The organism is Streptomyces sp. SID5785 (assembly GCF_009870065.1).
Taxonomy (GTDB): domain Bacteria; phylum Actinomycetota; class Actinomycetes; order Streptomycetales; family Streptomycetaceae; genus Streptomyces.
This window is the reverse complement of the sequence record NZ_WWIA01000731.1, coordinates 1-18096: the sequence shown is the minus strand read 5'-3', so window position 1 is coordinate 18096 and position 18096 is coordinate 1. Positions and strand designations below refer to the sequence as shown.

The 18096-nt window shown below is 71.6% G+C and carries 19 protein-coding genes and 1 pseudogene; 11 read left to right on the top strand and 9 right to left on the bottom strand.

Annotation, left to right across the window (positions count from 1 at the left end; translation table 11 throughout):
• Nucleotides 1–505: pseudogene (locus tag GTW43_RS24030) on the bottom strand (hypothetical protein); the annotation flags it as partial.
• Nucleotides 506–605: 100 nt separating this feature from the next.
• Nucleotides 606–2129 carry a S8 family serine peptidase gene (locus GTW43_RS24025; RefSeq protein WP_161304116.1) on the bottom strand — a complete coding sequence of 508 codons (1524 nt, stop codon included), beginning with the start codon at nucleotides 2127–2129 and terminating at the stop codon, nucleotides 606–608.
• 332 nt (nucleotides 2130–2461) lie between these two features.
• Here GTW43_RS24025 and GTW43_RS24020 point away from each other — a divergent pair, with 332 nt between their 5' ends.
• The 3 genes from GTW43_RS24020 to moaA all read left to right on the top strand — a co-directional run bounded on the left by GTW43_RS24020 (nucleotide 2462) and on the right by moaA (nucleotide 5607).
• Nucleotides 2462–2830, top strand: coding sequence for a DUF485 domain-containing protein (locus GTW43_RS24020; RefSeq protein WP_161304115.1), 369 nt, complete (start codon nucleotides 2462–2464; stop codon nucleotides 2828–2830).
• The gene (locus tag GTW43_RS24015) at nucleotides 2827–4455 is read left to right on the top strand and encodes a cation acetate symporter (protein ID WP_161304114.1); all 1629 of its coding nucleotides are present in this window, start codon (nucleotides 2827–2829) and stop codon (nucleotides 4453–4455) included. Before GTW43_RS24020 ends, GTW43_RS24015 begins: the two co-directional genes overlap by 4 nt.
• A gap of 153 nt (nucleotides 4456–4608) precedes the next feature.
• Entirely contained in the window at nucleotides 4609–5607 is a 999-nt protein-coding gene (gene moaA, locus GTW43_RS24010; protein ID WP_343246103.1) for a GTP 3',8-cyclase MoaA, read from the top strand.
• Nucleotide 5608: 1 nt separating this feature from the next.
• On the opposite strand, the gene GTW43_RS24005 is transcribed toward moaA, so the two are convergent.
• The gene (locus GTW43_RS24005; protein ID WP_161304113.1) at nucleotides 5609–5854 is read right to left on the bottom strand and encodes a hypothetical protein; all 246 of its coding nucleotides are present in this window, start codon (nucleotides 5852–5854) and stop codon (nucleotides 5609–5611) included.
• A gap of 237 nt (nucleotides 5855–6091) precedes the next feature.
• Nucleotides 6092–6439 (bottom strand): DUF3099 domain-containing protein, encoded by a 348-nt coding sequence (locus GTW43_RS24000; protein ID WP_161304112.1) that lies wholly within the window; start codon nucleotides 6437–6439, stop codon nucleotides 6092–6094.
• A gap of 225 nt (nucleotides 6440–6664) precedes the next feature.
• Between GTW43_RS24000 and GTW43_RS23995 the strand changes: the two genes are divergently transcribed.
• The gene (locus GTW43_RS23995; protein ID WP_161304111.1) at nucleotides 6665–6940 is read left to right on the top strand and encodes a GlsB/YeaQ/YmgE family stress response membrane protein; all 276 of its coding nucleotides are present in this window, start codon (nucleotides 6665–6667) and stop codon (nucleotides 6938–6940) included.
• Nucleotides 6941–7030: 90 nt separating this feature from the next.
• On the opposite strand, the gene tyrS is transcribed toward GTW43_RS23995, so the two are convergent.
• Genes tyrS through GTW43_RS23980 form a run of 3 tightly spaced genes read right to left on the bottom strand, consistent with a single transcriptional unit; the run spans nucleotide 7031 to nucleotide 11275 of the window.
• Nucleotides 7031–8308, bottom strand: coding sequence for a tyrosine--tRNA ligase (tyrS, locus tag GTW43_RS23990; RefSeq protein ID WP_161304110.1), 1278 nt, complete (start codon nucleotides 8306–8308; stop codon nucleotides 7031–7033).
• Nucleotides 8309–8360: 52 nt separating this feature from the next.
• Nucleotides 8361–9755, bottom strand: a complete 1395-nt coding sequence (locus GTW43_RS23985) for a metallopeptidase TldD-related protein (protein WP_161304109.1) — start codon at nucleotides 9753–9755, stop codon at nucleotides 8361–8363.
• A complete protein-coding gene (locus GTW43_RS23980) occupies nucleotides 9752–11275 on the bottom strand; it encodes a TldD/PmbA family protein (RefSeq protein ID WP_161304108.1) in 1524 nt (507 codons plus the stop codon). Before GTW43_RS23980 ends, GTW43_RS23985 begins: the two co-directional genes overlap by 4 nt.
• Nucleotides 11276–11461: 186 nt before the next feature.
• On the opposite strand from GTW43_RS23980, the gene fabG reads away from it, so the two are divergent.
• From fabG to GTW43_RS23965, 3 genes are all read left to right on the top strand, one after another.
• Complete coding sequence (gene fabG / locus GTW43_RS23975; protein ID WP_161304107.1) at nucleotides 11462–12178, top strand: 3-oxoacyl-[acyl-carrier-protein] reductase; 717 nt, start codon at nucleotides 11462–11464, stop codon at nucleotides 12176–12178.
• Between the two features lie 5 nt (nucleotides 12179–12183).
• Nucleotides 12184–12969 carry an enoyl-ACP reductase FabI gene (gene fabI / locus GTW43_RS23970; RefSeq protein ID WP_161304106.1) on the top strand — a complete coding sequence of 262 codons (786 nt, stop codon included), beginning with the start codon at nucleotides 12184–12186 and terminating at the stop codon, nucleotides 12967–12969.
• A gap of 114 nt (nucleotides 12970–13083) precedes the next feature.
• Nucleotides 13084–13401 (top strand): hypothetical protein, encoded by a 318-nt coding sequence (locus GTW43_RS23965; RefSeq protein ID WP_161304105.1) that lies wholly within the window; start codon nucleotides 13084–13086, stop codon nucleotides 13399–13401.
• Here GTW43_RS23965 and GTW43_RS23960 read toward each other — a convergent pair.
• Nucleotides 13379–14071 (bottom strand): FadR/GntR family transcriptional regulator, encoded by a 693-nt coding sequence (locus GTW43_RS23960; RefSeq protein WP_161304104.1) that lies wholly within the window; start codon nucleotides 14069–14071, stop codon nucleotides 13379–13381. The genes GTW43_RS23965 and GTW43_RS23960 overlap by 23 nt on opposite strands.
• 104 nt (nucleotides 14072–14175) lie before the next feature.
• Here GTW43_RS23960 and GTW43_RS23955 point away from each other — a divergent pair, with 104 nt between their 5' ends.
• The 4 genes from GTW43_RS23955 (at nucleotide 14176) to GTW43_RS23945 (ending at nucleotide 16741) form a co-directional block, all read left to right on the top strand.
• Entirely contained in the window at nucleotides 14176–15498 is a 1323-nt protein-coding gene (locus tag GTW43_RS23955) for an MFS transporter (protein WP_161304103.1), read from the top strand.
• A gap of 74 nt (nucleotides 15499–15572) precedes the next feature.
• On the top strand, nucleotides 15573–15692 hold the full coding sequence (locus GTW43_RS38535; protein WP_272922557.1) for an SGM_5486 family transporter-associated protein: 120 nt from the start codon (nucleotides 15573–15575) through the stop codon (nucleotides 15690–15692).
• 238 nt (nucleotides 15693–15930) lie between these two features.
• Nucleotides 15931–16137, top strand: a complete 207-nt coding sequence (locus GTW43_RS23950; RefSeq protein WP_161304102.1) for a hypothetical protein — start codon at nucleotides 15931–15933, stop codon at nucleotides 16135–16137.
• A gap of 85 nt (nucleotides 16138–16222) precedes the next feature.
• A complete protein-coding gene (locus tag GTW43_RS23945) occupies nucleotides 16223–16741 on the top strand; it encodes a histidine phosphatase family protein (protein WP_161304101.1) in 519 nt (172 codons plus the stop codon).
• Between the two features lie 63 nt (nucleotides 16742–16804).
• Here GTW43_RS23945 and serB read toward each other — a convergent pair whose 3' ends face one another.
• Complete coding sequence (serB, locus tag GTW43_RS23940; protein WP_161304100.1) at nucleotides 16805–18043, bottom strand: phosphoserine phosphatase SerB; 1239 nt, start codon at nucleotides 18041–18043, stop codon at nucleotides 16805–16807.
• Between the last annotated feature and the right edge of the window lie 53 nt (nucleotides 18044–18096).

Below are 18096 nucleotides of genomic sequence, written 5' to 3'. Positions count from 1 at the left end.
GCGTGCGCAGGGCGACGGCGAGACCGCCCGCCGCGTACACGGCGTCCTCCACGTCGCGCGCGGAGCGCTCGGCGAGCAGCGCCGCGACGGCTTCGGGTGTCGCGTCCGGGCGGGCGCCGAGCGCCGCGCACAGCCGTGCGCGGTGGTGCGGGTAGTTCGCGTGGGTGCGCAGGACGCCGTCCGCGGCGGACCAGAAGCGGGACAGCGGCGCGAAGTCGACGGGCGCGCGCCCGTCGACCAGCAGGTGCCGCTCGCTCGTGAACGCGGTCGCGACCGCCCCGTCGTCGACGCGCACCCGGATGTCCCGGACGGGTGTTCCCGCGCGCGTGGCGGCGAGTTCGGCCGCCGCCAGCGCGCATCCGGCGACGCACGCGCGGGCGAGGCCGAGCACGGGCAGCCGGGCGGGTAGCGCGCCCGCGCGGGTGAGGTACGCGACGCGGGCCGGCAGGGCCGGGTCCCCGCCGAGGGCCGCCCACACGGCCCCGGTCCCTGATGCAGAGGTCATGCGGACCATCCTGCGCGGCACACGGCCCCGGTACACGGCGGGTCCGGGTGGCGTGCGCCACCCGGACCCGCCGGTCTGCCGTGCGGCCGTCGCCCGTCGGCTACTTGACGGCCTTGAGCGCGTTGACGATGCCGCTGCCGTAGAAGCCGTTGCGCGCCTTGCCGCCCTTGCAGACCGCGTCGACGACGCCGTCGCCGTCACCGTCGTAGGAGGTCGGGCAGGCGTGGTCGTCGGCCTGGGCCTTCATCAGGGCCTGGAGCCGGGCCGGGGACGCCTTCGGGTGCGCCGACTTGAGCAGCGCCGCGACGCCGGCCGCGTGCGGGGAGGCCATCGACGTGCCCTGCAGCCAGCCGTACTGACCGCCCGGCAGCGTCGAGAGGATCGTGCCCGTCTTCGACGGGGTGTCGGGGATCTGGTACTTGTCACCGCCCGGCGCCGCGATGTCGATGACACCCCGGCCGTACGTCGAGTAGTACGACTTGGTCCTGTTCACGCCCGTCGCGCTGACCGTGACGACCCCCTTGAGCTGGGTCGGCACGTCGAAGCACGTGTGCGGGTCGATCGTGCGCTCCACGGGCGTGGAGTCGTCCGGGCTGGAGTCGTCGAGGATCGCGTCCGCGTCGAGGTCGTGGTTGGAGTTGCCCGCCGATGCCAGGTTCAGCGTGCCCTTCTTCTGGGCGTACAGCTGGGCCCGGTTCACCGCGTCGACGATGGCCCGCTGGTCCGGGTCGTCCATGCAGTTGTACTGCCACGGGTCCACGTAGTAGCTGTTGTTGGTGACCTCGATGCCGTGGTCGGCGGCGAACACGAAGGCGCAGACGACGGCCTCCGGGTAGAACAGCTCGTTGACCGGGTCGGCGACCCGGATGCCCGCGACCTTGACGCCGGGTGCGACGCCCGCGACGCCGACGCCGTTGCGCGCGGCCGCGATCTCGCCCGCGACGTGCGTGCCGTGGTAGTGGTCGGGGCTCGCCGGCCGCCAGGCGCCCGGCGACGTGTCCGCCTTGCCGCCGACACAGCTCGCCGACTGCGACGCCGAGAAGTTCGGCGCGAGGTCGGGGTGGGTGTCGTCGACGCCGGTGTCGATGACACCGACGGTGACCTTGCGGCTGCCCGGGTTGATCTTCGCGGCCTGGTCCGCGCCGATGTCCCGCAGGTCCCACTGGTCGGCCTCCATCGGCTCCTGACCGGGGGCGGCCCGCGCGGCGAGGCGGTCGGCCTGCGCCTTCGAGAGCTTCTGCACGGCGCCCTCGTCGGTGGTGCCGGCCGCGCTGAGCGGCGCGGTCCGCGTGGCACCGGCCGAGGCGACGCCCCGGGCCGCGCGCACCTGCCTGCCGAAGCCGGGGTCGGAGGCGTGGACGACGAAGACGCCTATCCGCGCGTACGTCTCGACGACCGAACCGCCCGCCGCGGATATCGACCTGCGGACCGAGGCCAGCGTGTGCGCGTCGGTGCTGCGCGTGTTCACCACGTAGGCCAGCGACGAGGACTCCGAAGTGGCGCTCGCGGCAGGGGAGTCGGCGGGCGCGGCGGCAGCGGACGGCAGGAAGCCGAAGGTGGCCGTCAGCGCGACGCCGATCGGCAGGGCGAGGGCCGCGCGGCGTCTGGCAGGCAGATGAGCCATGGGATCTCCACATCATCCGTCGTTGTGGGCGAATAAGCGAAAGCCCGAGACACGTGTGGTGCTCGGGCAGGTACATGACCAGTGGTGCGGGCTGAACGTATCGCTGATCCACGCAGGTCATCAATGAGTCCGGAAAGAAACCAAGGGAGTTGAACCACTCCACCCGTGTCCCCGTGCCGTTGTGCAGAGCGACCCGCGTGATCCGGCCCCCTGTCGGATCACGCGGCACAGGCCCTACCATCGCGAGCCGGCCCACGTGATCCACGTCACTGTGCGGCCCGGACGCAGCCCTGCCCGCATCCCCGACAGCACCCGCATCACGAGGAGAGTCCGTGGCCACCGACGCCCCACCACCGCAGAAGGGAAGCCCCGACGAGCGGCCGGCGCTGCCCTCCACCGAGGAGTTCGTCGAGGTGCAGCAGAGCGCGGAGTTCGGTGAACTGCGCCACGCGCACCGCTCGTTCGCGTTCCCGCTCACCATCGCCTTCATCGCCTGGTACCTGCTCTACGTCCTGCTCTCGAACTACGCGGGCGACTTCATGGGCACCAAGCTCTTCGGCAACATCAACGTCGCGTTCGTCCTGGGCCTCGCCCAGTTCCTCACGACGTTCCTCATCGCCTGGTGGTACTCGCGGCACGCCGCCGCGAAGCTCGACCCGAAGGCCGACGCCATCAAGTCCCGTATGGAGGGCGGCGCATGAGCCCCGCAGCTGTGCACGTACTGGCCGCCGGAGAGGCGAGCGAACACCGGCCGCTGATCATCGGCCTCTTCTCGGTGTTCGTCCTCGCCACCCTCGTCATCACCATCTGGGCGGGCCGCCAGACCAAGGACGCCGCGGACTTCTACGCGGGCGGCCGCCAGTTCACCGGTTTCCAGAACGGCCTCGCGGTCTCCGGCGACTACATGTCCGCCGCCTCGTTCCTCGGCATCGCCGGCGCCATCGCGCTGTTCGGCTACGACGGCTTCCTCTACTCCATCGGCTTCCTGGTCGCCTGGCTCGTCGCGCTCCTCCTGGTCGCCGAACCGCTGCGCAACTCCGGCCGCTACACGATGGGCGACGTCCTCGCCTACCGGATGCGCCAGCGCCCCGTGCGCACCGCGGCGGGCACCTCGACGATCGTCGTCTCGATCTTCTACCTGCTCGCGCAGATGGCCGGAGCGGGCGTGCTCGTCTCGCTGCTGCTCGGCATCACCTCGGACGCGGGCAAGATCGGCATCGTCGCCCTCGTCGGCGTCCTGATGATCGTCTACGTCACCATCGGCGGCATGAAGGGCACCACCTGGGTGCAGATGGTCAAGGCGGTCCTGCTCATCGTGGGCGCCATCCTGCTGACCTTCCTGGTGCTGTTGAAGTTCGACTTCAACATCTCGGACCTGCTCGGTTCCGCCGCGGACAACAGCGGCAAGGGTTCGGCCTTCCTGGAGCCCGGCCTCAAGTACGGCGCCACCGCCACGTCGAAGCTGGACTTCCTCTCGCTCGGCATCGCCCTCGTCCTCGGCACCGCCGGACTCCCGCACATCCTGATCCGGTTCTACACGGTGCCGACCGCGAAGGCCGCCCGTAAGTCCGTCAACTGGGCCATCGGCATCATCGGCGCCTTCTACCTGATGACGATCGCCCTCGGCTTCGGCGCCGCCGCCCTCATCAAGCCCGACGAGATCATCGCCTCGAACCCGGCGGGCAACACGGCCGCACCCCTGCTCGCCCTCCATCTGGGCGGCGTCGACTCCAACTGGGGCGCGATCCTGCTCGCCTCCATCTCGGCGGTCGCCTTCGCGACGATCCTCGCCGTGGTCGCCGGCCTCACCCTCGCCTCGTCCTCGTCGTTCGCGCACGACATCTACGCGAACGTCATCAAGAAGGGCAAGGCCACCGAGAAGGAGGAGATGAAGGCCGCCCGCTGGGCCACCGTCTTCATCGGCATCGTCTCGATCGCGCTCGGCGCCCTCGCCCGCGACCTCAACGTCGCCGGCCTCGTCGCCCTCGCCTTCGCGGTCGCCGCCTCCGCCAACCTGCCGACGATCCTCTACAGCCTCTTCTGGAAGCGCTTCAACACCGGCGGAGCACTGTGGTCGATCTACGGCGGCCTGTTCACCGCCGTCTTCCTGGTGCTCTTCTCGCCGGTCGTCTCCGGCAACGAGAAGACATCGATGTTCAAGGGCGTCGACTTCCACTGGTTCCCGCTGGAGAACCCCGGTCTCATCTCGATCCCGGTCGGTTTCCTCCTCGGCATCCTCGGCACCTACCTGTCGAAGGAGAAGGCCGACAAGGGCAAGTACGCGGAGCTGGAGGTCCGGTCCCTGACCGGCACCGGCGCCCACTGACGGACCCGGCCGGACGGCGCCCCCGTCGTGGAGAGCTGGTAGCTCTCTACGACGGGGGCGCCGCACACTCGTGGGATCACCGGCCTGTTCCTGTCGGCCCCGTCACGTAGGCTCGGACGTGTCAGACACAACACGATCAGGGAGGGGGCCGACGTGCTCATCGACACCTACGGCCGAGTGGCCACCGACCTGCGGGTCTCGCTGACCGACAAGTGCAACCTGCGGTGCACCTACTGCATGCCCGAAGAAGGCCTGCAGTGGCTGGCCAAGCCCGACCTGCTCACGGACGACGAGATCGTCCGGCTCATCCGCATCGCCGTCACCGACCTCGGCATCACCGAGGTCCGCTTCACCGGCGGCGAGCCCCTGCTGCGCCCCGGCCTCGTCGGCATCGTCGAGCGGGTCGCGGCCCTGGAGCCCCGCCCCCGCATGTCCCTGACGACGAACGGGATCGGGCTGAAGCGCACCGCCGCCGCCCTGAAGGCGGCCGGTCTGGACCGGGTGAACGTGTCGCTGGACACGCTCCGCCCCGACGTCTTCAAGACGCTGACCCGCCGCGACCGGCACAAGGACGTCATCGAGGGCCTCGCCGCCGCCCACGAGGCGGGCCTGACCCCCGTGAAGATCAACTCCGTCCTGATGCCGGGGCTCAACGAGGACGAGGCCCCCGAGCTGCTGGCCTGGGCCCTCGAGCACGACTACGAGCTCCGCTTCATCGAGCAGATGCCCCTCGACGCCCAGCACGGCTGGAAGCGGGACGGCATGATCACCGCCGGTGACATCCTGGCCTCGCTGCGCACCCGCTTCACGCTCACCCCCGAGGGCTCCGAGGAGCGCGGCTCGGCCCCCGCCGAGCGCTGGATCGTCGACGGCGGCCCGCAGCGCGTGGGCGTCATCGCCTCCGTCACCCGCCCGTTCTGCTCCGCCTGCGACCGCACCCGGCTCACCGCCGACGGCCAGGTCCGCACCTGTCTGTTCGCCACAGAGGAGACGGACCTGCGGGCGGCCCTGCGCGCCGAGGGCCCCGAGGGCACGGACGAGCACATCGCCCGGATCTGGAAGCTGGCCATGTGGGGCAAGAAGGCCGGCTCCGGTCTCGACGACCCCACGTTCCTGCAGCCCGACCGCCCGATGTCGGCGATCGGCGGCTGACCTACTCCCGCCCGGCCGCTTCCTCCCACTCGGCGAGGGTCACGACGTCCTTCAGGAAGCCGCGCACCCCGAGGAACTGGCTCAGATGCTCGCGGTGTCCGTCGCACGCCAGCCATGTCTTGCGGCGGTCCGGCGTGTGCAGCTTCGGGTTGTTCCAGGCGAGCACCCAGACCGCGTCGGCGCGGCAGCCCTTGGCGGAGCACTGGGGGGTGGCGGGCGACGGTCCGGAGAGGTTCGCGAGGTTCACGCCCCCACCCTAAAGGCCCCGGAAATGGCGACGCCGAGCAGCCACGGGGGGAGCTGCCCGGCGTCGGTCCGTCGCTCCGACGGGGGATGCGGAGCGCGTACGCAGTATGTCACGGGGGACCCTGCGCCCGGCACTGGAACTACATGATTGATCTGAGCTTTTCCTGAGGTTCGTGCGGGCCTCCAGCGCCGCGCGAGCGGGCCCTCACGGACGGTGCCGAAGGGGTCGCGACCGGCCTCAGCGCCGGTCCTCCGCCGCCGGTTCCGCCGGGGCCGCGGACGCCGCGGAGATCATCGGCCGCACCGGGGCCGGCACGAAGGTCGAGGGCAGCGACGGCACGTTCTCCCGGCCCGCGTTCGCGATCACGACCGCCACGTAGGGGAGCAGCGCGCCGAGGATCAGCGTCACGATCGCCACAGGGCGCTCCACGTTCCACAGCACCGCCGTCAGGACCACCGAGACCGTGCGGATCGCCATCGAGATCACGTACCGGCGCTGCCGCCCGCGCACGTCCGCCGCGAGCCCCTGCCGGGCTCCGGTGATCCGGAAGACCTCTGCTCCGCCGTTGCCGCTGCGCTTCCGCATCACAATCCACCACCCGCCGACTCGCCGGACTCTCCCCGGACCGGACTGCCACCACGGTACGCCCGGGCTGCGCCGGTCACGAGAGCGGGGGAGGCGCGGACCCCGGCCGTCACTGCGCCGTCCCACGTACGGGGCTCCCCGACATGCGCCGTACGGGGTACGGCCGGAGACTGATCGCACATGCGCGGCGTGACTGCGCCCGGCGCCGCTTGAGGAGGCGACGACATGAGTTGGTTGTGGGCAATCATCGTGGGTTTCGTGCTGGGCCTGATCGCGCGAGCGATCCTGCCGGGCAAGCAGCACATCCCGCTGTGGCTGACGACGGTGTTCGGCATCATCGGCAGCGTCCTCGGCAACTGGGTGGCCACGGGGATCGGAGTCAACGACACCAAGGGCATCGACTGGACGCGCCATCTGCTCCAGCTGATCGGCGCCGTCGTCGTGGTCGGCGTCGGCGACTTCGCCTGGAACGCCCTGCGCGGCAACAAGCAGAAGGCCTGACCGGCCGGGCGCACCGCGACGCACGACGGCCCGGCCCCGCGGCTGCGGGACCGGGCCGTCGTGCGGAACCAGGAAGGCGGGCGGGCGCCGTCAGGCGCCGGAGGTGACCTCCACCGCGGCCAGGTTCTTCTTGCCGCGGCGCAGCACCAGCCAGCGCCCGTGCAGCAGGTCGCCGGCCGCCGGCACGAAGTCCTCCGCGGCGACCTTCGCGTTGTTCACGTAGGCGCCGCCCTCCTTCACCGTCCGCCGGGCGGCGGACTTGCTGGCGACCAGGCCGACCTGGGCGAACAGCTCGACGGCCGGGGCCAGCTCGGTGACCGCGATCTTCGGCAGCTCGGACAGCGCGGCGGCGAGCGTCGCCTCGTCCAGGTCCGCCAGGTTCCCGTCGCCCTGGCCGAAGAGGGCCTTCGACGCCGCCACCACGGCCGCCGTCTGGTCGGCGCCGTGCACCAGCGTCGTCAGCTCCTCGGCCAGCGCACGCTGCGCGGCCCGCGCCTGCGGACGCTCCTCGGTCAGCCGCTCCAGCTCCTCGATCTCCTCGCGGGACATGAAGGAGAAGGTGCGCAGGAACTTGGAGATGTCCCGGTCGTCCGCGTTCAGCCAGAACTGGTAGAAGGCGTACGGGGAGAACATCTCGGCGTCCAGCCAGACGGTCCCCGACTCGGTCTTGCCGAACTTGGTGCCGTCCGCCTTCGTGAGCAGCGGGGTGCCGATCGCGTGCACGACCGCCTCCGGGTGGACCCGGTGGATCAGGTCGGTGCCGGAGGTCAGGTTGCCCCACTGGTCGCTGCCGCCGGTCTGCAGGACACAGCCGCGCTGCTCGTACAGCTTCAGGTAGTCCATGCCCTGCAGGATCTGGTAGCTGAACTCGGTGTAGCTGATACCCGCGTCCGAGTTGAGCCGGCGCGAGACCGCCTCCTTGGCGATCATCTTGTTGACCCGGAAGTACTTGCCCATGTCCCGCAGGAACTCGATGGCGGACATGCCCTGGGTCCAGTCCAGGTTGTTCACCATCGTCGCCGCGTGCGGGCCGTCGAAGTCGAGGAAGCGCTCGATCTGGCCGCGCAGCCGCTCGACCCAGCCCGCGACGACCTCCGGCGAGTTCAGCGTGCGCTCCGAGTTCGGCTTCGGGTCACCGATCAGGCCGGTGGCGCCGCCGACCAGACCCAGCGGGCGGTGTCCCGCCTGCTGGATGCGCCGCATCGTGAGGATCTGCACCAGGTTGCCCAGGTGCAGGCTCGGCGCGGTCGGGTCGAAGCCGCAATAGAACGTGACCGGACCGTCCGCGAAGGCCTTGCGCAGCGCGTCCTCGTCGGTGGACAGGGCGATCAGCCCGCGCCACTTCAGTTCGTCGACGATGTCCGTCACGGTTCCGTGTCTCCTTGAACAGAGCTGATGGTGTCCCGCCAGTCTATGGGCGTCACACGCCCCGGCTGACCGAGCTCATGTTGAAGTCCGGCACCCGCAGGGCCGGCATCGCGGCCCTGGTGAACCAGTCGCCCCACTCGCGCGGCAGCGTCTGCTCCGTGCGCCCGGCCTCCGTGGCCCGGCCCAGCAGGTCCACCGGCGACTCGTTGAACCGGAAGTTGTTCACCTCGCCGACCACCTCGCCGTGCTCCACCAGGTACACGCCGTCCCGGGTCAGACCGGTCAGGAGCAGCGTCGCCGGATCGACCTCGCGGATGTACCAGAGGCAGGTCAGCAGCAGCCCGCGCTCCGTGTCCGCGACCATCTCGTCCAGCGAGCGGCCCGCGCCGCCGTCCAGGATCAGGTTGTCCCCGGCGGGCGCCACGGGCAGCCCCGTCAGGGCGGCGCTGTGCCGCGTCGTCGACAGTCGGCGCAGCTTCCCGTCCGCGATCCACTCGGTGGCGCCGACCGGCAGGCCGTTGTCGAACACCGACGCGTCGTCGCCCGAGGAGTGCGCGAGGACGAACGGCGCACACTCGAGACCCGGCTCGTGCGGGTCGCTGCGCAGCGTCAGCGGCAGCGGGCTCAGCCGCTCACCGACCCGGGTCCCGCCGCCCGGCCTGCTGAACACCGTCCGGCCCTCGGCGGCGTCCCGCGCACCGGCCGACCACAGCTGGTAGATCAGCAGGTCAGCGACGGCGGTCGGCGGCAGCAGCGTCTCGTAGCGGCCCGCGGGCAGGTCGATCCGGCGCTCGGCCCAGCGCAGCCGCTGCGCGAGGTCCGCGTCGAGCTGCGCCGGGTCCACGTCCGTGAAGTCGCGGGTGGCGCGGCCCGCCCAGGCCGAGCGGGTGCGGTCCGGCGACTTCGCGTTCAGCTCCAGCGTCCCGTTCGGCTGGTCGTGGCGCAGGCGCAGGCCCGCCGACGTACCGAGATAGCTGGACGTCATCTCGTGCTGCGCGAACCCGTACAGCTCGCGTCCCCCGGCCCGGGCCGTCGCGAAGGCCTCGCCGAGCGCCGGCGCGAACCGGGCGAACACCGCCGACGACGTCTCGGCCGGCGGCTCGGTGAACGTCGCGGAGTGCGGCACCCCGGTCACCGGCGGCTGCGCGTCCTCGGCGGGTCCGGCCTGCGCGGCGGCCTCCTCGGCGGCCCGGACCAGCGGCTCCAGGTCGTCCGCGGTGACGGCGGCCCGGGACACGACACCGGTCGCCGTGCCCCGCTTCCCGTCGACGGTCGCGATCACGGTCAGGGTGCGTCCACGCGTCACCCCGTTCGTCGTCAGCGCGTTGCCCGCCCAGCGCAGGTTGGCGCTCGACGTCTCGTCCGCGATGACGGCGCAGCCGTCCGCGCGGGACAGCTCGAGGGCACGCTCGACGATCTCGTGCGGCGTGACGGTGCGTGGGCTCATCGACCGGCCTCCTGCGTCGTGTTGAGGATGTTGACTCCCTTGAACAGGGCGGAGGGGCAGCCGTGCGAGACCGCCGCGACCTGGCCCGGCTGGGCCTTGCCGCAGTTGAAGGCGCCGCCCAGGACGTAGGTCTGCGGGCCGCCGACGGCCGCCATCGAGCCCCAGAAGTCGGTGGTCGTCGCCTGGTACGCGACGTCCCGCAGCTGCCCGGCCAGCCGCCCGTTCTCGATCCGGAAGAAGCGCTGGCCGGTGAACTGGAAGTTGTAGCGCTGCATGTCGATCGACCAGGACCGGTCCCCGACCACGTAGATGCCACGGTCCACGCCCGCGATCAGATCCGCGGTCGACAGCCCGCCCGGGTCCGGCTGGAGCGACACGTTCGCCATGCGCTGCACCGGGACGTGGCCGGGGGAGTCGGCGTACGCGCAGCCGTTGGACCGCTCGAAGCCGGTCAGCCGCGCGATGCGGCGGTCCAGCTGGTAGCCGACCAGCGTGCCGTCCCTGACCAGGTCCCAGGACTGGCCGGCCACGCCCTCGTCGTCGTAGCCGATCGTCGCGAGCCCGTGCTCGGCGGTGCGGTCACCTGTCACGTTCATGATCTCGGAGCCGTACCTGAGCTTGCCGAGCTGGTCGAACGTGGCGAAGGACGTGCCCGCGTACGCCGCCTCGTAGCCGAGCGCCCGGTCCAGCTCGGTGGCGTGCCCGATCGACTCGTGGATCGTCAGCCACAGGTTCGACGGGTCGACGACCAGGTCGTACGAGCCCGCCTGCACGCTCGGCGCGCGCATCTTCTCGGCGAGCAGCTCCGGGATCTCGGCGAGCTCGCTCTCCCAGTCCCAGCCCGTGCCCGTCAGGTACTCCCAGCCGCGCCCCGCCGGCGGGGCCAGCGTGCGCATCGAGTCGAACTCGCCGCTCGACGCGTCCACCGCGACCGCGGTGAGCTGCGGGTGCAGCCGGACGCGCTGCTGCGTCGTCACCGTACCGGCGGTGTCGGCGTAGAACTTGTTCTCGTGGACGCTCAGCAGCGAGGCGTCCACGTGCGCGACCCCGTCCGCCGCGAGCAGCCGCGCGCTCCACTGCGCGAGCAGCTCCGCCCGCTCCTCCTCCGGCACCGAGAACGGATCGATCTCGTAGGAGGAGACCCAGGTCTTCTCCGCGTGCACCGGCTCGGCGGCGAGCTCCACGCGCTCGTCCGACCCGGCGGCCTCGATCACCTTCGCGCTGAGCTGCGCCATCGCGACGGCCTGCGAGGCGACCTTCGCCGCCGCGTCCATCGTCAGGTCGACCCCGGAGGCGAAGCCCCAGGTGCCGCCGTGCACGACGCGGACCGCGTACCCCAGGTCCGTGGTGTCCGAGGATCCCGACGGCTTCGCGTCCCGCAGCCGCACCGCGGCGCTGCGCACCCGCTCGAGGCGGAAGTCGGCGTGCTCGGCACCCAGCGCGCGGGCCCGGGCCAGCGCCGCGTCGGCGAGCGCCCGCAGCGGCAGCGCCGTGAAGACGTCATCGATCGAATGAGGCACGGCTGTCTCCCTGTCGTCGCCACCGTGGGCCCCGATCATGTCGCGCCGCCGGGGTGCACGGCCAGGACTTTCTGTAGAGACCCGACAGCGAGTCGCGGGCCGCGCTGTCGGTGGCCGATTCTCCGTACTCCGGGTCGTACCGATAGGTTTCCGAGGTACGACGACCGCTATCGAAAGGGTGATCCGTTGAGCCGCTCGGTTCTCGTCACCGGAGGAAACCGGGGCATCGGCCTCGCCATCGCCCGCGCATTCGCGGAGGCCGGCGACAAGGTCGCGATCACGTACCGCTCGGGGGATCCGGCGGAGCTCGAGAAGCTGGGCTTCCTGGCCGTCAAGTGCGACATCACCGACGGCGAGCAGGTGGAGCAGGCCTACAAGGAGATCGAGGAGAAGCACGGCAACGTCGAGGTCCTCGTCGCCAACGCCGGCGTCACCAAGGACCAGCTCCTCATGCGCATGTCCGAGGAGGACTTCACGTCCGTCCTCGACACCAACCTCACCGGCACCTTCCGGGTCGTCAAGCGCGCCAACCGCGGCATGCTGCGCGCCAAGAAGGGCCGTGTCGTCCTGATCTCCTCCGTCGTCGGTCTGCTCGGTTCGGCGGGGCAGGCGAACTACGCCGCCTCCAAGGCCGGTCTCGTCGGCTTCGCGCGCTCCCTCGCCCGGGAGCTCGGGTCGCGCAACATCACCTTCAACGTCGTCGCCCCCGGTTTTGTCGACACCGACATGACCCAGGCGCTCACCGACGAGCAGCGCGCCAACATCGTGAAGCAGGTGCCGCTCGGCCGGTACGCGCAGGTCGAGGAGATCGCCGGCGTGGTCAGGTTCCTGACCTCGGACGACGCCGCGTACATCACTGGAGCCGTCATCCCGGTTGACGGCGGACTGGGAATGGGTCACTGAGCACGATGACGAACACCACTGGAATCCTCGCGGGCAAGAAGATCCTCATCACCGGTGTGCTGATGGAGTCCTCCATCGCCTTCCACACCGCGAAGCTGGCCCAGGAGCAGGGTGCGGAGATCATCCTCACCGCCTGGCCGCGCCCGACGCTCACCGAGCGCATCGCGAAGAAGCTGCCCGAGCCCGACAAGGTCAAGGTCCTGGAGCTCGACGTCTCCAACGACGAGCACCTCGCCCGGCTCGAGGGCCAGGTCCGCGAGCAGCTCGGCGACCGCCTCGACGGTGTCGTGCACTCCATCGGCTTCGCCCCGCAGGACGCGCTCGGCGGCAACTTCCTCAACACGCCGTTCGAGTCGGTGGCCACCGCCATGCACGTCTCGGCGTTCTCGCTGAAGTCGCTGACGATGGCGCTGCTGCCGCTGATGAGCGAGGGCGGTTCCGTCGTCGGCCTCACCTTCGACGCGCAGTTCGCGTGGCCGCAGTACGACTGGATGGGCCCCGCCAAGGCCGCCCTCGAGGCCACCAGCCGCTACATGGCGCGCGACCTCGGCAAGCAGAACATCCGCTGCAACCTGATCTCGGCGGGTCCGCTCGGCTCCATGGCCGCCAAGTCCATCCCGGGCTTCGGCGAGCTGGCCTCGGTGTGGGACACGCGCTCCCCGCTCGAGTGGGACCTGAAGGACCCGGAGCCGGCCGGCCGCGGCATCGTCGCGCTCCTGTCGGACTGGTTCCCGAAGACGACGGGCGAGATCATCCACGTCGACGGCGGGCTGCACGCCATCGGCGCCTAGCACTCCGCTGCCGGTCCGGGCCCGACGGGGCCCGTGTGCCGTCGCCCCGAATGGGCCAGTCGGCCAGGACACCACGAGGGACCTTCTCGCACTCTGGTGCGAGGAGGTCCCTTCGTGCGTCTGAGCCGCCCGACCGTCACCGTGCTCGCCGTGCTCGCTCTGCTGGGCGCCGGCACCGAGAGCGTGGCCGCACCCGAGCCCTCCGGGGCCGGGTGCCGGGTGCGGATCGTGGGGTCGGACGCCGTCGCCACCTGCCACAATCCCTACCCCGCGGTCGACCGGGTCGCGCTGCACGTCGAGTGCGCGCAGTGGTGGGACATCGACCGCGACACGAAGCCGCGGGCGGTCGGCCCGGCCGAGACCGTACGGATCGCCGGGCGCTGCTGGAAGGACGTGCGCAGCGCCTGGGTCAGCCACCGGCAGGCGGGCTGAACCGGCTCGGCCGGCACAGGAACGGATAACCGGCCGCCTCCGTGGCCGCGGTCTCCGCGTCCCCGTCCCTGATCGCGTCGACCAGCGCCGTGTGGTCCATGTGGTTCTCGTCGGTGAGGCGCTCGCCCACGTCACCGCGCAGCCAGTCCCGCAGCACCTCGCCGAGGTCCGCGTACATCGCCGTCATCACGTCGTTGTGCGACGCGGCGACCACGGCCATGTGGAACGTCGAGTCCGCCGTCACGAACGCCTCGGCGTCCCGCGTGTCCCACGCCTCCTCGCGCCGCACGAGCAGGGCGTCGAGCTGCTTGAGGTCGCGCTCGGTGCGCCGCTGCGCGGCCAGCGCCGCCGCGCTCGACTCCAGCGTGGAGCGCAGCTCGGCGATGTGCCGCGGGTCCGCGTCCGCGAACCGCCGCTGCATCACCCCGGCCAGCTCGCTCGTCGCCACGACGTAGGTGCCCGAGCCCTGGCGGATGTCGAGCAGGCCGTTGTGCGCGAGGGCGCGCACCGCTTCGCGGACCGTGTTGCGCGCGACGCCCAGCTGCTCGACGAGCTCCGGCTCCGTCGGGATGCGCGAGCCCACCGGCCACTCGCCCGAGGAGATCTGGGCGCGCAGTGCGGAGATGACCTGCTCGGACAGGGCCGAGCGCCGGGGGGAGGTCAGTGCCATGACGTTCCTTCGTGCTTGCTCGTACGGAATCGGGAGCGGGTGCTGACGATTGTGACGCATTCGGATTGGACAACCAATCATCCCATGATTCTAATATGGGTCTCATGGCTAGTGAGGAAACCCCGACGATGGCACCGCCGACCGCCCCGAACCCGACCCCGACGACCGCGGACCCGGAGAAAAACTCCGGGCCCCACACCTGGGCCGTACGCCTGGTGACCGTCGGCATCGTCCTCGCCGCCCTGAACCTGCGCCCCGCCATCACCAGCCTCGGTGCCCTCCTCGAAGAGGTCCGCGACGGACTGGGCATGAGCGGCAGCCTCGCCGGACTCCTGACCTCCGTGCCGCCGCTCTGCTTCGCGGTCTTCGGCTCCATGGCGCCGCGCCTCGCCAAGCGGTTCGGCGCCTCCGCCGTCGTCTGCTTCGGCATGGCCGCCATCGCCGCCGGCCTCGTCATCCGCCCGTACACGGGGAACACGGTGGCCTTCCTCGTCGCCACCGCCCTCGCCCTCATGGGCATCGCCGTGGCCAACGTGCTGATGCCGGTCATCGTCAAGCGCTGGTTCCCCGAGAAGGTCGGCACCATGACCGGCCTCTACTCGATGGCGCTCGCCGCGGGCACCTCGATGGCCGCCGCCGTCACCGTCCCGGTGACCGACGCCCTCGGGGGCGACTGGAAGAGCGGCCTCGCCGTGTGGGCCGCCCTGGGCGTCGCCGCCGTGATCCCCTGGCTCCCGCTGGTCCGCGAGAAGCGCACCGGGATCGCGCCGCAGCAGCCCGCGCCCGCCCCGGACGCACGCTCCGCCGCCCCGGCCGAGGGCGACGGACTGCGCATCGCCCGCAGCCGCACCGCGTGGGCGCTCGCCTGCTTCTTCGGCCTCCAGGCCACCGCCGCCTACATCACCATGGGCTGGATGGCGCAGATCTTCCGCGACGCCGGGGTCTCCGCCTCCACCGCCGGTGTGCTGCTCGCCGTCTGCATGGTGATGGGCGTGCCGCTCGGCTTCGTCATCCCGCGCGTCGCGGCCCGGCTGCCCAGCCAGGGCCCCATGGTGGTCTTCCTCGGCGTGTGCGGCCTGGCCGGCTACGCGGGCCTCTACTTCGCCCCGGCCTCCGGCGCCTGGGCCTGGGCCGTCCTGCTCGGCATCTCGAACTGCGCCTTCCCGCTGGCCCTCACGATGGTCGGCATGCGTGCCCGCACCGGCCCCGGCGTCGTCAAGCTCTCCGCGTTCGCCCAGTCCACCGGCTACCTCATCTCGATCCCCGGCCCGCTGCTCGTCGGTGTGCTCTACCAGCACAGCGGCGGCTGGGGCGTGCCGATCGCGCTGATGGCCGCGCTGATGGTGCCGCAGATCGTGGTCGGCGTCTTCGCCGGCCGCAACCGCACGGTCGAGGACGAGGCCACCGCGCAGGCCCCTACCTCCTGACCACCTCCTGACCGCCTCCTGACCCCGTCGGCCCCGGCGCCGCGGCCGCGGGGGACGGGTGCGACACTTGCCGCATGTCGCCTGTGCTCGAGCCCAACCCCCAGAACAGCCAGAAGAAGCTCCTCGCCGTCTTCGGCGCGATGCTGGCCGTCACCGTGATCGTCGCCATCGTCGCGACGCTCGCCTCTCCCTGATACCGCCGGGCCGACCGTCGGGCCGACCCCGTCCGAACCCGGCCGACCCCGTCCGGACCGGCCCGGAGCCGGCGGGGGTGGGGTTAACTCCACCGTCCCCTAGGGGGCCAGGGTCAGGGTCGAGTGGGTGGATCACCGGATGGGCCGCGGCCCGCCCGGTCCGTACCGTCGAAGTGTCGCCCCGACCAGGCGGCCCACCGCGGTGGCGGACCGCGGCGCACACGGACCGGAGGCAGCCATGTCGGCCCCCCTGCACACCCGGACCCACCCGGCAGCCACGGGCGGCGCCGGCACCCGGCTGCCCTGGTGGGCGCTCGCGCTGCCGGCCGTCGCGTTCGTCGCGCTGCTCCTGCTGATCCTCAACCCGGCCGACGCCCAGGCCGCCGGGAGCGACCCCGCCTACCTGCACCTGCTCGAACGCGCCAGGGAACTCGTCCAGCACTGACCCGTCCGCGCCGCGGTTCACCCGTGCCGGGCGACCGCGTCAACTCCCTGCGCCCCGTGCCCGGTTTCGTGCGAAGCTGGGAGCCATGAGCGTCGCAGAACCCCGCAGGATTGTCCTTTTCCGGCATGCCAAGGCGGACTGGCCGCAGGTCTCCGACCACGACCGACCGCTCGCCGAGCGGGGCCGCAGGGACGCCCCCGTCGCCGGCCGCAGACTGGCCGACTCCGGCATCTCGTTCGACCTGGCCCTCTGCTCGACCGCCGCCCGCACCCGCGAGACCTGGAAGCTCGCCGTCGCCGAACTGCCCGAGCGGCCCCGCACCGTGTACGAGGAGCGCATCTACGAGGCGTCCCCCGGCGAGCTGATCGCCGTGCTCAACGAGACCCCGGACGACGTGCGCAGCACGGTCCTGATCGGCCACAACCCCGGCGTCCAGGCCCTCACCGAGATCCTCGCGCAGGACGCCGAGGGCGACACTCTGCACCGTGTGCAGCGGCGCGGTTTCCCGACGGCGTCCTTCGCCGTCCTCACGTTCACCGGCCCGTGGAAGAGCCTCGAGCCCGGCACCGCGACCCTGGTCGACTACTGGGCCCCCAGCGAGTGACGGCGGGACGGGCCGGGGCCCCGGGCGACCGGGACCCCGGCCCGGGTCCGCTCGTCCCTCGGGTCATCCCTCGTGCGTGTCGGCGGCCTCGACCTCTTCGCGGGTGATCCCCAGCAGATACAGGACGGTGTCCAGGAACGGCACGTTGACGGCCGTGTGGGCGGCCTGCCGCACCACGGGCTTCGCGTTGAAGGCGACCCCGAGACCCGCCGCGTTCAGCATGTCCAGGTCGTTCGCACCGTCGCCGATCGCCACGGTCTGCGCCAGCGGCACCCCCGCCTCACCGGCGAACCGGCGCAGGAGCCGCGCCTTCCCGGCCCGGTCCACGATCTCGCCGGTGACCTTGCCGGTCAGCTTCCCGTCGACGATCTCCAGCGTGTTGGCCTGTGCGAAGTCGAGCCCGAGCCGCTCCCGCAGATCGTCCGTGACCTGGGTGAACCCGCCCGAGACGACACCCACTTGGTAGCCGAGCCGCTTGAGCGTACGGATCAGGGTGCGCGCGCCCGGGGTCAGCCGGACCTCGCTCCTGACCTTGTCCACGACCGACGCGTCCAGCCCGGCGAGCAGCGCCACGCGCGCGTGCAGCGACTGTTCGAAGTCCAGCTCGCCGCGCATCGCCGCCGCGGTCACCTCGGCGACCTGGTCCTCGCAACCCGCGTGCGCCGCGAACAGCTCGATGACCTCGTCCTGGATGAGCGTCGAGTCGACGTCCATCACGACGAGCCGCTGCGCGCGCCGGTGCAGACCGGCCGCGACGACGGCGACGTCCACACCGAGCCGGGCCGCCTCCGTGGCCAGCGCCGTGCGCAGCTCCTCGGTCTCGGTGCCCGACACGGCGAACTCGACGGCGGTCACCGGGTACTTGGCGAGCCGGAAGACACGGTCGATGTTTCCGCCGGTCGCGGTGATGGCGGCCGCTATGGCGGCGGTCGACTCCGCGGTGAGCGGGTGGCCGAGCACCGTGACCAGCGAGCGGCCCACACCGCGCGGCCGGTTGTCGCCCATGCCGGAGATGATCTCGGCCTGCATCTTCAGGGACTCGGCCCAGCTGTGCACGGTGGCCCGCAGGTCTCCCTCGAGCCCGGACTGCGGAGCGGTCACCAGGGCGCACAGGACGATGCGGCCCCGCGTGACGACCTGCTCGATGTCGACGACGTCGACGGAGTAGGCGGCGAGGGTGTCGAACAGCCCGGCGGTGATGCCGGGCCGGTCCTTGCCGAAGATCTTGACCAGGAGAGTCGGGACATCGGCCGCGATACCGGCCGGAACGTCAGCAGGGTGCTGGGGCTGCGAAGCGCTCATGATGCGCCCTACGGTATCGGGCCCGCGACCGCCCCCGCCGCGGCGGTCCGCGG

Bases quoted from the DNA above. Each gene is read 5' to 3' on its own strand.
- GTW43_RS24025 (WP_161304116.1), bottom strand. From the start codon at position 2,129: ATGGCTCATCTGCCTGCCAGACGCCGCGCGGCCCTCGCCCTGCCGATC.
- GTW43_RS24015 (WP_161304114.1), top strand. From the start codon at position 2,827: ATGAGCCCCGCAGCTGTGCACGTACTGGCCGCCGGAGAGGCGAGCGAA.
- GTW43_RS24000 (WP_161304112.1), bottom strand. From the start codon at position 6,439: ATGCGGAAGCGCAGCGGCAACGGCGGAGCAGAGGTCTTCCGGATCACC.
- GTW43_RS23995 (WP_161304111.1), top strand. From the start codon at position 6,665: ATGAGTTGGTTGTGGGCAATCATCGTGGGTTTCGTGCTGGGCCTGATC.
- GTW43_RS23985 (WP_161304109.1), bottom strand. From the start codon at position 9,755: ATGAGCCCACGCACCGTCACGCCGCACGAGATCGTCGAGCGTGCCCTC.
- fabI (WP_161304106.1), top strand. From the start codon at position 12,184: ATGACGAACACCACTGGAATCCTCGCGGGCAAGAAGATCCTCATCACC.
- GTW43_RS23960 (WP_161304104.1), bottom strand. From the start codon at position 14,071: ATGGCACTGACCTCCCCCCGGCGCTCGGCCCTGTCCGAGCAGGTCATC.
- GTW43_RS23955 (WP_161304103.1), top strand. From the start codon at position 14,176: ATGGCTAGTGAGGAAACCCCGACGATGGCACCGCCGACCGCCCCGAAC.
- GTW43_RS38535 (WP_272922557.1), top strand. From the start codon at position 15,573: ATGTCGCCTGTGCTCGAGCCCAACCCCCAGAACAGCCAGAAGAAGCTC.
- GTW43_RS23950 (WP_161304102.1), top strand. From the start codon at position 15,931: ATGTCGGCCCCCCTGCACACCCGGACCCACCCGGCAGCCACGGGCGGC.
- GTW43_RS23945 (WP_161304101.1), top strand. From the start codon at position 16,223: ATGAGCGTCGCAGAACCCCGCAGGATTGTCCTTTTCCGGCATGCCAAG.
- serB (WP_161304100.1), bottom strand. From the start codon at position 18,043: ATGAGCGCTTCGCAGCCCCAGCACCCTGCTGACGTTCCGGCCGGTATC.